The organism is Brevundimonas sp., assembly GCF_044239655.1.
Taxonomy (GTDB): domain Bacteria; phylum Pseudomonadota; class Alphaproteobacteria; order Caulobacterales; family Caulobacteraceae; genus Brevundimonas.
In genome coordinates this window covers 1-13,972 of sequence record NZ_JBIIAY010000083.1, presented here as the reverse complement: position 1 = coordinate 13,972, position 13,972 = coordinate 1, and the positions used below count along the sequence as shown (strand labels likewise).

The window sequence follows — 13,972 nt, the reverse complement described above, 5'->3', positions numbered from 1 at the left end:
CTCCATGCCGCCGAACAGCCGCACGGTCGAGGAGGAGGGCGTCCTGATCGACGACGTCCTGCTGGTCGATCAGGGTGTGCTGAGAGAGGCCGAGACCCGCGCCCTGTTCGCCTCGGGCCCATACCCGTCACGCAATGTCGACATGAACCTGGCCGACCTGAAATCCCAGGTCGCGGCCTGCGCGCGGGGCGCTGACGAACTGATCCGCATGGTCGCCGAGTTCGGCCGCGACACCGTCGAGGCCTATATGACCCACGTCCAGGCCAATGCCGAGGAGGCCGTGCGCCGTGTCCTGTCGGTGCTCAGGCCGGGGTCGTTCGCGCTGGAGATGGACGACGGCGCCGTCATACGCGTCGCCATCTCCGTGGACGCCCGGGCCCGCCGCGCGACCGTCGATTTCACCGGCACCAGCGACCAGCGCCCGACCAATTTCAACGCGCCGCTGTCGATCGCACGGGCCGCGACCCTGTATGTCTTCCGCACCCTGGTGGACGACGCCGTCCCGCTGAACGAGGGCTGTCTGAAGCCCATCGACCTGATCGTGCCGGAGGGCTCGATGCTTAATCCCCGCTATCCGGCGGCGGTCGTCGCCGGCAACGTCGAGACCAGTCAGGCGGTGGTCGATGCCCTGTATGGTGCGCTGGGCGTCCTGGCCGCCAGCCAGGGGACGATGAACAACTTCACCTTCGGCGACGACGCGCGCCAGTATTACGAGACCATCGCCGGCGGCTCGGGGGCGGGGCCCGGTTTCGACGGAGCCTCGGCCGTCCAGACCCACATGACCAACTCCCGCCTCACTGATCCCGAGGTGCTGGAGACGCGGTTTCCGGTCCTGCTGGAATGCTTTTCGATCCGGCGTGGCTCTTTCGGGGCGGGGGCCAACAGTGGCGGCGACGGCGTCGTCCGCCGCGTCCGTTTCCTGGAACCGATGACGGCCGCGATCCTGTCCAACCGCCGGCGGGTGCCGCCATTCGGGGCGGCCGGAGGCGAGCCGGGCGCGGTCGGGATCAACAGCGTCGAGCGCGTGGACGGTAAGGTCGAGGTTCTGGGCTCCACCGCCGAGGTTGCGATGGCCGTCGGCGACGTCTTCGTCATCGAGACTCCGGGTGGGGGCGGCTATGGGAATGCATTGCCAGAACCCGGCAAGACGCTAGCGTAGCGCTATGCTCGTCCTTCTCGGCATCGCCGTTCTCGTCGCTGGCTTCCTGCTGCGGTTCAATCCGTTGCCGGTGATCCTGACCGCCGCCCTGGTCACGGGGGTGGCGGGCGGTCTCAGCCTGACCGAGACGCTGGCCGCCTTCGGCAAGGCGTTCAACGACAACCGCTATATCTCCATCGTCTGGCTGGTCCTGCCGGTGATCGGCCTGCTGGAACGCTCGGGCCTTCAGGAACAGGCGCGGGCCCTGATCGCGAAGATGGCGCGGGTCACGGCCGGTCGCCTGCTGCTGGCCTATTTCGTGGCGCGCCAGGTCACCGCCGCCCTGGGTCAGACCAAGCTGGGCGGCCACCCCCAGATGGTCCGGCCTCTGGTCGCACCGATGGCCGAAGCCGCCGCCGAAACCCACCACGGGACATTGCCCGACGCCACCCGGTTCCGCATCCGCGCCCATTCGGCGGCGGCGGACAACATCGCGCTCTTCTTCGGCGAGGACATCTTCATCGCCATCGCCTCGATCCTGCTGATCAAGGGCTTCCTCGAACAGAACGGCATCATCCTCCAGCCGCTGGAGCTGTCGGTCTGGGCCATTCCGACGGCGGTGGTCGCGCTGCTGGTCCACGGAACGCGCCTGCTGCTGCTCGATCGTCGCATCGCGCGTGAGGTCCGGCTCGACGAGGGCCCCGGCGGTATCGTCGAGGTGACGGAGGCCCGACCATGATCACCCTGACCTGGGTCTACATCCTGGCCGGCCTGATCTTCATGGCCTTCGCCTGGATGAGCGTGACCGATCGCGAAAACCCCAAACGCCTGCGCAACGCCGCCTTCTGGGGCCTGATGGCGGTCAGCTTCCTGTTCGGGAGCTATCTCGGTGATCTCGGCAACGGCATCCTGCTGGTCGGGCTGGTGCTGATAGGCGGCATCGGTGGGCTGGGACAGGGTCGGCCCGCCACCACCTCGCCCGAGGAACGCCGGACCCTGGCCGCCCGGTTCGGGAACAGGCTGTTCATTCCCGCCCTGATCATCCCGGCGACAGCCCTGTTGGGCACGCTGGTGCTCGCCAAGATCGAGATCGGCGGACGGCCCCTGTTCGACGCCAAGGACCCGACCCTGATCGCGCTCGGCCTCGGCGTCCTGCTGGCCCTCGTCGTCGCCATGGCCATGTTCCGGCCGCCCGCCACCGCCCCGCTTCAGGAAGGCCGTCGGCTGATGGACGCGGTCGGCTGGGCCGCCATCCTGCCCCAGATGCTGGCCGCGCTCGGTGCCGTCTTCGCCCTGGCCGGGGTGGGTCAGGTGGTCGGAGGCCTGGTCGCCGACGTCATCCCCATGAACGGGCCGCTGATCGCCGTCGTCGCCTATTGTCTGGGGATGGCCCTGTTCACCTTCATCATGGGCAATGCGTTTGCGGCCTTTCCGGTCATGACGGCAGCGATCGGCCTGCCGTTCGTAATCCTGCAGTTCGACGGCGACCCGGCCATCGTCTGTGCCATCGGGATGCTGTCCGGCTTCTGCGGGACCCTGCTGACGCCGATGGCGGCCAACTTCAACGTGGTCCCGGCCAACCTTCTGGAGCTGCCCGACCGGAACGCCGCCTTCAACGGCGTGATCCGGGCCCAGGCCCCGACCGCCCTCGCCATGCTGGGGGCCAATATCGTCCTGATGTACGCCCTGGCGTTCCGGTTTTGACGGTGGTTGTTTCACAAACACCTTCATCCTCGGGCCTGTCCCGAGGATCCAGACTCCCGGTGCCTGAAATCTTGCCCGGGTTTCAACGCGCCGCCTCAACTGATCCGACGGTGTTTCTGGATCCTCGGGACAAGCCCGAGGATGACGGATGGGGAGGAAGGTCATGACCCGGCTGACCCCCGAAATCGCTGTCCTCTACGCCTCCACGGCGCTTGGCCACGTCACCCGCGAATACCCCAACAAGCTCGACCACGTCATGGCTGGACCGGAGGACGCCAGGGGTCCGCGCGCCCTGCATCCCGTCTTCTTCGGCAGTTTCGACTGGCACAGTTGCGTTCATGGCTGGTGGACCCTGTTCACCCTCTATCGCCTGCATCCCGACATGGCCGAGGCCCCGCGCATCGCCGCCCTGGCCGACGACCTGTTCACGGATGCCAACATCGCCGTCGAGGTCGCCTATCTGGCCCGCCCCGAAGGCCGGGGGTTCGAGCGGCCCTACGGCTGGGCCTGGCTTTTGATGCTGCAAGCCGAACTCGACCGGCATTCGACGTCCGAGGGCCGCCGCTGGGCCGGGACGCTGAAGCCCCTGGCCGATGCGTTTGCGCGCAGACTGAAAGCCTATCTGCTGGTCGCCACCTATCCGGTGCGGGTCGGCACCCACTACAACTCCGCCTTCGCGCTCAGGCTGGCCATCGAATACGCCGACGCGATCGGCGACCGCCCCCTGGCCACGCAGTGCCGCAGGAAGGCCGTCGAATGGCATTCGGCCGACCGCGACTGCCAGGCCTGGGAACCGTCGCAGGACGAGTTCCTGTCGCCTGCGCTGATGGAGGCCGAACTGATGCGGGTCGTCTTGGGCGACGGTTTTCCCGCCTGGTTCGACGCCTTCCTGCCCCGCGTCGCCACGCGAGACCCCGCCACCCTGTTCCGTCCCGCCTCGGTCAGCGACCGGTCGGACGGCAAGATCGCGCATCTGGACGGGTTGAACCTCAGCCGCGCTTGGTGCTGGCGCGGGATCGCGGGGGCCTTGCCCGCCGGTCATGCGGCTCGATCCGTCGCGCTCGAAGCCGCCGACACCCACCTGACCGCCGCCCTGCCTCAGGTCACCGGCGACTATATGGGCGAGCACTGGCTGGCCAGTTTCGCCCTGCTGGCCCTGACGGCCTAACATGACGAAACCGTAACCTCGCCAATCCGGCGAACTTGCCGCTAGATGCCGCCCTGTCCGGATTTCGAGGTGTCCATGATGAAGCGCGTGTTGTTGACGACGGTGGCGGTGCTGGCCATGGCGGCCCAGGCGCCGATGGGGGCCCTGGCCCAGACGCAGAATCCGCCTGCACCCGCCCCGACGCCCGCGCCGGCCCCCGAGCCTGCTCCGCCGTCGCCCTCGCCCGAGAACCCCACCCCCGCCCCGGTGCTGGAAACCGGCGAGACCGCCGCCACCCCTCCGCTGCCCAGGCCGGACGACAAGCCCAAATGGGACGTCAACAATCCTCCGGGGCCGACCCGCACCGTCAACCTGGACGTCACCGAGGGCACCTGGATGTCGCTGGACGTCAGCCCGGACGGCCAGACCATCGTCTTCGACATGCTGGGTGATCTCTATGTCATGCCGATCACGGGTGGTGAGGCGCGGGCCATCTCGTCCGGCGTCGCCTGGGACATGCAGCCGAAATGGTCGCCGGACGGCCGTCAGATCGCCTTCACCTCCGATCGCGCGGGCGGAGACAACATCTGGGTCATGGACGCCGACGGATCGAACGCGACCCAGGTGTCCAAGGAGAGCTTCCGCCTGGTCAACCAGCCCGACTGGAGCCCCGACGGCCAGTTCATCGTGGGCCGTAAACATTTCACCTCGTCCCGCTCGCTCGGCGCCGGTGAGATGTGGATGTGGCACCGCTCGGGTGGTGGCGGCGTGCAACTGACGACCCGGCGCACGCAGCAGAAGGACACGGGCGAACCCGCCTTCTCGCCCGACGGCCGCTATCTGTATTTCTCGGACGACGCGACGCCGGGGCCGACGTTCGAATACTCCAAGGACGTCAACACCCAGATCTATGTGATCAACCGGCTGGACCGCGAAACGGGCGAGACCGAGGAGTTCCTGTCCGGGCCCGGCGGTTCGATCCGGCCGACGCCGTCGCCGGACGGCAAGTCGCTCGCCTTCATCCGGCGCGTTCGTTACCAGTCGACCCTCTATGTGATGGACATCGAGAGCGGCCGCGAGACGCCGATCTATTCGGGCCTTGATCGCGACCTTCAGGAAACCTGGGCCATCCACGGCGTCTATCCGGCGATCAGCTGGACGCCCGACAACTCTGCCATCGTCTTCTGGGCCGGGGGCAAGATTCGCCGCATCGACGTGGCCTCGAAAGAGGTCGCCGACATTCCCTTCCGCATCACCGACACTCGCCGGGTCGAGCCCGCCGTGCGCCACACGGTCGATGTCGCGCCCGACCAGTTCGACGTGAAGATGCTGCGCTGGGTCCATCCCTCGCCGGACGGGACGAAGGTGGTGTTCGAGGCGCTCGGCAATCTGTGGATCCGCGACCTGACCCCAAACGCTCAGGGGGCCGGCACGGCGCGCCGCCTGACCAGCCAGTCGGACCATTTCGAGCTCTATCCCAACTGGTCGCGCGACGGCCGGTCGATCGTCTACACCACTTGGTCGGACACCGATTTCGGCACGGTGCGGGTCATCCCGGCCTCGGGTGGGACCGGTCGTGTCGTGACGCAGAATCCGGGCCACTATATCGAGCCGACCTTCTCGCCGGACGGCAAGACCATCGTCTATCGCGCCGTGACCGACGGCTTTCTGAGCAGCGGTCTGTGGAGCCGCAATCCGGGCATCTATCGCGTGCCGACGGCGGGCGGCGCCCCCACCTTCATCACCGACGACGGCGGTGCCCCCCAGTTCGGGGCATCGAACGACCGCATCTTCTACGCCGGGCGGGTGGACTCCAGCAGCGCGCTGAAGTCGGTCGATCTGGACGGCAACGAGCCGCGCACCCACCTGACGTCGGAATGGGCCTCGGATTTCGAGGTGTCACCGGACGAGCGCTGGGTCGCCTGGACCGAGCGGTTCAATGCCTATGTCGCGCCGTTCGTCGCGACCGGTCGGCCGGTCGTGGTCGGGGCCAAGGGCGAGGCCCTGCCGCAGTCACGCTTCACCCGCGACGCCGGTGACTGGCTGCAATGGTCGGGCGATTCGACGCGCCTGACCTGGGCCCTGGGGCCAGAGTATTTCTCGCGCAGCGTCGCGGACGCCTTCAAGTTCGTGGAGGGCGCGCCCGAGACCCTGCCCAAGCCGCCCGAGACCGGCATCCAGATCGGCTTCACCGCCACCGCCGACAAGCCGACCGGCCGTCTGGCTCTGACCGGGGCCCGGATCATCACCATGAACGGGGAACAGGTGATCGAGGACGGCGTCATCGTCGTCAACGAGAACCGCATCGAGGCGATCGGGCCCCGCGCCTCGGTCACCGTCCCCGCCGACGCTCTGGTCATGGACATGGCGGGCAAGACCATCATGCCCGGTCTGGTCGACGCCCACTGGCACGGGTCGATGGCCAATGACGAGATCATCCCGCAGCAAAGCCGGGTTGACTATGCGTCCCTGGCCTTTGGCGTCACGACGATCCACGATCCGTCGAACGACACCTCCGAGATCTTCGCCCACTCGGAACTGGCGCGGACCGGCCGGATCGTCGCGCCGCGCATCTTCTCGACCGGGACCATCCTCTACGGTGCCGCGACGCCGTTCACGGCCCAGGTCGAGAGCCTGGACGACGCCCTGTCCACGCTTCGCCGGATGAAGGCGGTCGGGGCCTGGAGCGTCAAGAGCTACAACCAGCCGCGTCGCGATCAACGCCAGCAGATCATCGAGGCCGCGCGCCAGCTGAACATGAGTGTCGTGCCGGAAGGCGGCTCCCTCTACCAGCACAACATGACCATGGTCGTGGATGGCCACACCACGATTGAGCATTCGATCCCGCTGGCGCATCTGTACGATGACGTCCGCCAGCTATGGAGCCAGACGGACGTGGCCTACAACCCGACCCTCGTCGTGGCCTATGGCGGGTCGTACGGCGAAAACTACTGGTACCAGGAGAGCGAGGTCTGGAACGATCCGATCCTGACCCAGTATGTGCCGCGCCGCATTCTCGATGCGCGGGCCCGTCGTCCGGTGACCCTGCCCGACAACGAGTGGAACCACATCGCCATCGCCAGCCAGGCCAAGGCGCTGGGGGACCTGGGGGTCATGGTCGCGATCGGTGCCCATGGTCAGCGCGAGGGCCTGGGGTCTCACTGGGAACTGTGGAACCTGTCGCAGGGCGGCATGACCCCGCTGCAGGCGATCCGCGCCGGCACGATCGGCGGGGCGCGGGCCCTGGGCCTCGACAAGGACGTCGGCTCGCTCGAGGTCGGAAAGCTGGCCGACATGGTCGTGTTGAACGCCAACCCGCTGGAGAACATCCGCAACACGACGTCGATCGCCTACACGGTCGCCAACGGCCGGGTCCACGACAGCCGCATGGACGAGGTCGGCCGTCGCAACCGTCCACGCCAGCCCTTCTGGTTCGCAGACGCGGCGGGCGAGGCGGTTCCGGCAGTGGCAGACGCGGACGCCGACGGGCATGGGCACGGCGGGGACTGACCGCCTGGCCTGAAAGGACTGCTCAAAAAGAATGGGCCGCCCGGCTTGCGCCGGGCGGCCCTGACTCCGTCCGGCCCGAACCCCGCGGGGGTCGGCGGCGGGTCGCGGGGACCAGCCGGGCGGAGTGTCCTTGATCCACACCCGCGTTGCGGGGGGGGGGGCGTCTTCAGCCTTCCAGATCCTGGCCTTCGTCCGGCTCGGGCACGCCCAGCAGTTCGTCGGCGATCTTGTTCTGGGACTTGCGCACCTTGTCCTCGATGGCATCGGCCATGTCGGGGTTGGCCTTCAGGAAGGCGCGGACGTTCTCGCGGCCCTGACCGATGCGCGTCGAGTCATAGCTGAACCATGAGCCGGACTTCTCGATGATCCCGGCCTTCACGCCCAGGTCGATGATCTCGCCCAGCTTGGAGATGCCCTCGCCGTACATGATGTCGAAGATGACCTCGCGGAACGGGGGTGCCACCTTGTTCTTGACCACCTTGACGCGGGTGGTGTTACCGACGACCTCGTCGCGGTCCTTGATCGCGCCGGTGCGACGGATGTCGAGGCGGACGGAGGCATAGAATTTCAGCGCATTGCCGCCCGTGGTCGTTTCGGGGGAGCCGTACATGACGCCGATCTTGTGCCGGATCTGGTTGATGAACAGCACGATGCAGTTGGACTTGGAGATCGACGCCGTCAGCTTGCGCAGGGCCTGCGACATCAGGCGAGCCTGAAGACCCGGCAGGCTGTCGCCCATCTCGCCCTCGATTTCGGCACGGGGCGTCAGGGCGGCGACCGAGTCGACCACCACGATATCCACGGCGCCCGAGCGCACCAGGGTGTCGACGATCTCCAGCGCCTGTTCGCCCGTGTCGGGCTGGGACACCAGCAGGTCGTCCAGGTTCACGCCCAGCTTCTGAGCATAGCCGGGATCCAGCGCGTGTTCGGCGTCGACGAAGGCGGCGGTGCCTCCGGCCTTCTGGATCTCGGCCACCGTATGCAGGGCCAGGGTCGTCTTGCCCGAGCTTTCCGGCCCGAACACCTCGATCACCCGTCCGCGCGGCAGGCCGCCGATGCCCAGCGCGATGTCCAGACCGAGCGATCCGGTCGAGACCGAGGGGATCACAGCGACCACCCCGCCCTTGCCGAGTTTCATCACCGAACCCTTGCCGAAGGCGCGATCGATCTGTGCGATCGCGGCCTCCAGGGCGCGCTGCTTGTCGCCGTCTTCCTTGCCAACCAATTTCAATGCCGCCTGCGAAGCCATCTTACCCGTCTCCCTTGCCATGATTCCCATCGATGCTTGGGAGAGACCCGCCACGGACCCGCTCCCTGTGAACAGATGTAGAACACGGCTCGCGAAAGTTGCCAAGACGTTCCGTGGAATAAAAGCGGAACATCTGGGCCGGCACGACCGATTCTGACGTGTCGAGACCTCGCCGTCAGGTTTTGTAAGTCCCAGCCCGGTTGTGTTCGCGCAACGGTGTGCGGCGAAAATCACGGAGCCCGATCATGACCCTGACCCGTCGCCACCTCGGACTGGGCGCGCTGGCGCTGAGCGCGACCGCCACCCTGCCGGCCGTATCCCGCGCGGCAAGCTTCAACATCCGCATGACCGGCCAGTATCCCCATATCCTGCGCGGGGCTGCCTTCGCCATTCCGACCTATCACGTCAATTTCGTCACCTCCCAGCAGGCCACCTCTGTGGCCAGCATCAGCGCGCGCACACGGCTGTCGCTGGTGATGGAGGGTCCGACCCAGGCCACGATGCGGGCCCTGACGAACGCGGCCTATGCCGACCTGCGCACCCAGATGGAGGCGGCGGGACTGAGTGTGTTGCCCATCGACGAGACCCGCCGGATGGTCCAGGCGGGCGGGCTGGCCGAACTGCCCGGCAACGTCCAGATCGACGGGATCGGCCCGGGGGTCACCATCGGTTCCAGCCTGCGCAAGGGCTGGGCGACCTTCGGGCCGGACGCGGCGCCGGCCCTGACGCCCCTGGTCAATATGCGGGGGTCCGGCCAGGGCGGGTTCGCGGCGATCGGAGCCATGGCGGCGCTGAACGCCCTGGGTCCCGTGCTGCGTCAGCCGGGGATGGCGGACAAGGTCGCCTTCGCGCCGTCCCTGGTGCTGGATTTCGCCCGTATGGACGCCCGTCGGCCGGGCCTGTTCGGCGGCGCCGCCTCGGTCGGCGGAAACATCGCCTTCGGGCTTCTGCAGGCGTCGCGGGTCCTGTCGCACAAGGGCGCCGCGCGGGGCGGCGGCATGGCGGGCGCCTTCGGACCGCGAGAGGACGTCTTCGTCGACCCCCCCTTCGCGACGGTGGTCGAAGGGGGGGCCGCGGTACGCGCGGGACCCAGTTTCTCCGACACCGTCGATGCCAACTACCAGGCGATCCAGCGGGCGCGCGGCGACGCGGTGATGATCGATGTGCCGGTCTGGGAAGGCCTCGTGCGCGATGCCTACCGCAGCTACAACGCGGCCATCGTCGCGACCGTCCGGTCCATGCAGGCCTGATTTCAGCCCTGGGCGGCGGCGGGCGGCTCGGCCTCCATCGGCTCGGCGAACCGCGCCGTCAGCGACACCCCGCAGGCCAGGATCAGACAGGCGGCCGCCGCGCCGGCCAGTCTGCGCGCGCCCTCCTGCGGGGCCAGGGGCCGTGCGAACATCAGCACCAGCAGGGTCAGGGGCGCCAGCACCCCCGGCAGGTCCATGCCGATGCCCAGGAAGACGGGGTGGGCCAGATAGACGATCCATGCGCCGCCCAGGGCCGTGATGACGGCCGGGGCGACCAGCGATGCCGTGCTCTTCAACCGGGCTCCGATCACGGCCGATACGGCGGCAGCGACGGCGGCCAGCAGGCCGGGCCAGGTCAGCAGAAAGGCCGCAGTCGGGGCCACCACCTGGACCACGACGCCCAGAGCCAGCACCAGAGCGATCAGCCCCAGCCACCCGCCCCAGGGCGACCTGGTGGTTCCCGGACCCCAGAGGCTCAGCGCGATGGCGACCACCGCAGCCCCGACCACGATCGGATTGAACCCGCCCAGCAGTGTCGCGGCAAAGGCAGACATCAGCACAGCCCCTGCGATCACCCGCCGTCCGACCCGGTCCCGGCCGGCGAGCATGGCCAGACCCACCGCCAGTACCGTCAGCCCGACGCCGGCCTCGATCCACGGCAGCCGCGCCAGCAGCACATAGTAGGCGTCGGCCGATCCGGCGCGGCTCGACATCGGCCCGGCCAGAAGCCGTACGGCCTGGGTCAGGACCAGCCCGGCCGCGATCACCCAGACCCCACCCAGCATCCCGCGCCCGACCTCGATCGCCGTCACCCCCGTCGCGTGTCGTCCGCCCCAGAAGGCGAACAGGCCGAGCGCGCCCGCCAACGCCAGCATCACCCATCCCGTCGCCGGCGCATGGGCCACGATCGTCTGCCCCAGAATGTCGGCATAAACGCGGGGCTCGGTCGCGCGGGGCAGGGTGGGGCTGCGCAGGAAGGCGTCGGTGGCCTCCAGCGCCTGGGAGCCGATATGCTGGACACTGCCCTGATCCAGGGCCTCCGGCGTCGAGGTCGGCGAATGGTACTGGGCCGGGCGGCCGATGAAGGCCAGGTTGATCCCCGCGATGCCACGCTCCCGCGACACGGTGAAGTCGGTGCCGTTGGGCATCAGCTCATAGACCAGCACCGCCAGGGAGTTCGAGGTCGCGCCGCCGTCGGCACGCGCGGACGTGCGCGCGAACAGGTCGATGGTCTGGCGATTGCCGGGCCCGGTCTCGAACATCATCGCCCGCCCGCCGCCGCCCCGCGCCTCCAGATTGACCACGGCCCCGATGTGGGCGGGCAGGGACGAGGCCTTGAAGAAGCTGACCGCCCCGTCCAGGGCCAGTTCCTCGGCGTCGGTCATCAGCACGATCAGGTCGCGTTCCGCCGGCCCCCGCGCCTTGATCGCGCGCACGGACTCCAGGATGGCGGCGACCCCCGTCGCGTCGTCGGCGGCTCCCGGCGAATCCAGATCGCTGTCGTAGTGGGCCATCATCAGCACGGCCGGCGCGTTCGGATTCCGACCCGGCAGGATGCCGACGATGTTGACGGGCAGGGCGGTGGGATCGAGGCCCCAGCGGGTCAGGCGACGCTGACCCTGCGCCGACATCTCGCCCACCTGCAGCGCGGGCGTCAGACCCAGGGCCGTCATCCGCTGCACCAGATACGCCTGAACCCGCGCATGATCCGGCGACGACACGGGATGCGGCCTCTGCGCCATCTCGCGCACATCGACCATGGCCCGGGCGGCGGAGAAGGTCGTGGGCGATGCGGTCGCCGGACGCGGCTGGGGCGTCTGCAGGCTGACGACCCCCAGGATCAGCGCCAGGACCAGTGAACCGATAAGCAGGCCAAGCCGCATGTGACATCTCCCCCGATCAAGCGATGCTAGGCGAGAGAGGCGATCGCGTCGATCCGGGTTTATCGCGGACCTGGATCGATCGGCATACCGTCTGACGCTTCGCGTGCGCTTGCGGGATCAGGCCGCGACGCGATGGTGTTCGGGGGCGTAGTTGGGGTCCTGTCCGGCGACCTGGATCCGCTCTCCGGCATACAGGCGATCGATGTCTTCGGCGGGCACAGGCCGGCTGGCGAGATAGCCCTGGAACTCGTTGCAGCCGACAGCCGCCAGGCGCAGCCACTGATCGGAGGTTTCGACCCCCTCGGCAATGACCCGCATGTTCAACGACCGGCCCAGCTGCACGATGGACTTGACCAGGACGTCGGCGGACCGGGACTGACCCATGTCGATGACGAAAGAGCGATCGATCTTGATCTTCCCGATCGGGAAGCGGCTCAGGTAGGACAGGCTGGAATAGCCGGTGCCGAAGTCGTCGATGGCGATCGAGAACCCCGCCTCGCGCAGGGCATCCAGGCGGGCCGACGCGCCCTGGCCGCGATCGACCAGAATTCCTTCGGTCAGTTCCAGTTCGATGCCCGAAGGGCTCACTCCCGTGTCGCTGGCAAGCGCGAGAATCCGGCCAGTGAACGTGGGGTCTTTCAGCTGCAAGGCCGAGATGTTCACCGCCATCTTCAGGTCCGGCCAGCGCAGACTGTCCCTGAAAGCCTGGCTCAGGGTGAAGGCGCTCAGGCTTTCGATCAGGCCGGACTCCTCGGCCAGGGGCACGAAGACAGCCGGAGAAACCGGGCCGAACTCCGCCGAGGTCCAGCGGACCAGAGCCTCGACCCCGATCATGGAGCGGTTGCGATCGACCTGGGGCTGATAGACCATGCTGAGGGTGCCCGCCTGGATATCGCGGCGCAGCGCATCGACGAGCCCGCGTCGGCGGCGCAGGGCTTCGTCCATGGCCGGCTCGTACAGGGCGAATCGGCCACGGCCGTCGCGTTTGGCTGCAAACAGCGCCAGATCGGCCTTGCGCAGCGCCTCTCCGGCATCGGCATCCGTGGCGTCAGCCACGGCGACACCGATGGTGGCAGTCAACTGGAACCGCCCGATGCTGAGGGCGTAGGGTCGGGCAAGACTCTTCAGGGTCCGTTCGGCGCTGTCGCGGATCTGTTCCGGGTCCGTCTCGAACTGGATCAGGGCGAACTCGTCACCCGCCAGACGGTAGCACAGGCCCTGCTGACCGGCGATGCGCCGCAACCGGCGGGCCACGGTCTTGAGCAGTTCGTCGCCCACCGCGTGGCCGCTGATGTCGTTGAGTTCCTTGAAGTTATCCAGATCGATCGAATACAGCGCATAGCCCGGTCCGCCGGTTGCTACGGTCGTGAACGCCTCGGACAGCCGCAAATCCATCGCGCGGCGATTGCCCAGGCCGGTGAGTGCGTCATGGTAGGCGATATGCAGGGCCCGTGCCTCGCTGGCGACCACCGCCTTGGTCGCCGCGTGGTTCTTCCGGTAGGCGACCAGGGCCACCGCCAGAAGACCGGCCAGGATAGCCAGCACGATGGGCAGGAACTTGCCCAGGAGCCTGCTGCCCGGCTGCTGCGGCGTCCAGTCCAGGGTAGCGACGGTGCGGCCGGCGGAGTTTGTAATGCCTGCGTGAGCCTGGTTGGGCTCCAGGCGGGTGTCGTTGTGGTGCAGATGCGTGTCCGCCAGCATATACCGCTGGCCAAAGGACTCCACGAAGGCGGGATCCACGACCCGTCCTGTCAGGATGATGGGCGCACGCCCCGCCTTGATCCTCGCCGTTCCGAAATCCGGCTGGACTAGTGTGGCGGACAGGATGACCAGGTCGTTGCCGATCACGTCGGAGGCGTTGGCGACGATCGCGGCCTCGGGTTCGGCACCCGGATTGGCGCGGTGGGTTGACCGGTCTGCCTCCCTGCGACGGACCTCCGAGACGATCCGCGCAGCGGGTCCGGCCAGTCGGTCGTAATCCCCCAGGGCGGCGTCCTTGCCGTCTGACATGCCGTAGATGGGCCTGTCGCGCGCATCGAGCACCCAGGAGAATGCGAAGCCGTTGGTGACGTGCAGATAGGTACCCACATT

The 13,972-nt window shown here is 68.0% G+C and carries 9 protein-coding genes; 6 read left to right on the top strand and 3 right to left on the bottom strand.

What is annotated here, in order from left to right; all coding sequences use genetic code 11:
* The 5 genes from ACILQR_RS11510 to ACILQR_RS11490 all read left to right on the top strand — a co-directional run.
* On the top strand, positions 1 to 1,159 hold a 1,159-nt coding region (locus tag ACILQR_RS11510), incomplete at its 5' end, for a hydantoinase B/oxoprolinase family protein (RefSeq protein WP_395651553.1).
* A gap of 4 nt (positions 1,160 to 1,163) precedes the next feature.
* Positions 1,164 to 1,877 (top strand): DUF969 domain-containing protein, encoded by a 714-nt coding sequence (locus ACILQR_RS11505; protein ID WP_395651552.1) that lies wholly within the window; start codon positions 1,164 to 1,166, stop codon positions 1,875 to 1,877.
* Positions 1,874 to 2,842 (top strand): DUF979 domain-containing protein, encoded by a 969-nt coding sequence (locus tag ACILQR_RS11500; RefSeq protein ID WP_395651551.1) that lies wholly within the window; start codon positions 1,874 to 1,876, stop codon positions 2,840 to 2,842. The genes ACILQR_RS11505 and ACILQR_RS11500 overlap by 4 nt, the downstream gene beginning before the upstream one ends.
* 163 nt (positions 2,843 to 3,005) lie before the next feature.
* Positions 3,006 to 4,010 (top strand): DUF2891 domain-containing protein, encoded by a 1,005-nt coding sequence (locus ACILQR_RS11495; RefSeq protein WP_395651550.1) that lies wholly within the window; start codon positions 3,006 to 3,008, stop codon positions 4,008 to 4,010.
* Between the two features lie 75 nt (positions 4,011 to 4,085).
* On the top strand, positions 4,086 to 7,499 hold the full coding sequence (locus ACILQR_RS11490) for an amidohydrolase family protein (protein WP_395651549.1): 3,414 nt from the start codon (positions 4,086 to 4,088) through the stop codon (positions 7,497 to 7,499).
* A gap of 166 nt (positions 7,500 to 7,665) precedes the next feature.
* Here ACILQR_RS11490 and recA read toward each other — a convergent pair whose 3' ends face one another.
* The gene (gene recA / locus ACILQR_RS11485) at positions 7,666 to 8,748 is read right to left on the bottom strand and encodes a recombinase RecA (protein ID WP_292153942.1); all 1,083 of its coding nucleotides are present in this window, start codon (positions 8,746 to 8,748) and stop codon (positions 7,666 to 7,668) included.
* Positions 8,749 to 8,993: 245 nt separating this feature from the next.
* On the opposite strand from recA, the gene ACILQR_RS11480 reads away from it, so the two are divergent.
* Positions 8,994 to 9,998: a hypothetical protein gene (locus ACILQR_RS11480; RefSeq protein WP_395651548.1), complete on the top strand. Its 1,005-nt coding sequence runs from the start codon at positions 8,994 to 8,996 to the stop codon at positions 9,996 to 9,998.
* 2 nt (positions 9,999 to 10,000) lie between these two features.
* Here ACILQR_RS11480 and ACILQR_RS11475 read toward each other — a convergent pair whose 3' ends face one another.
* Positions 10,001 to 11,881 carry a M20/M25/M40 family metallo-hydrolase gene (locus ACILQR_RS11475; protein ID WP_395651547.1) on the bottom strand — a complete coding sequence of 627 codons (1,881 nt, stop codon included), beginning with the start codon at positions 11,879 to 11,881 and terminating at the stop codon, positions 10,001 to 10,003.
* A gap of 117 nt (positions 11,882 to 11,998) precedes the next feature.
* On the bottom strand, positions 11,999 to 13,972 hold a 1,974-nt coding region (locus tag ACILQR_RS11470; protein ID WP_395651546.1), incomplete at its 5' end, for a putative bifunctional diguanylate cyclase/phosphodiesterase.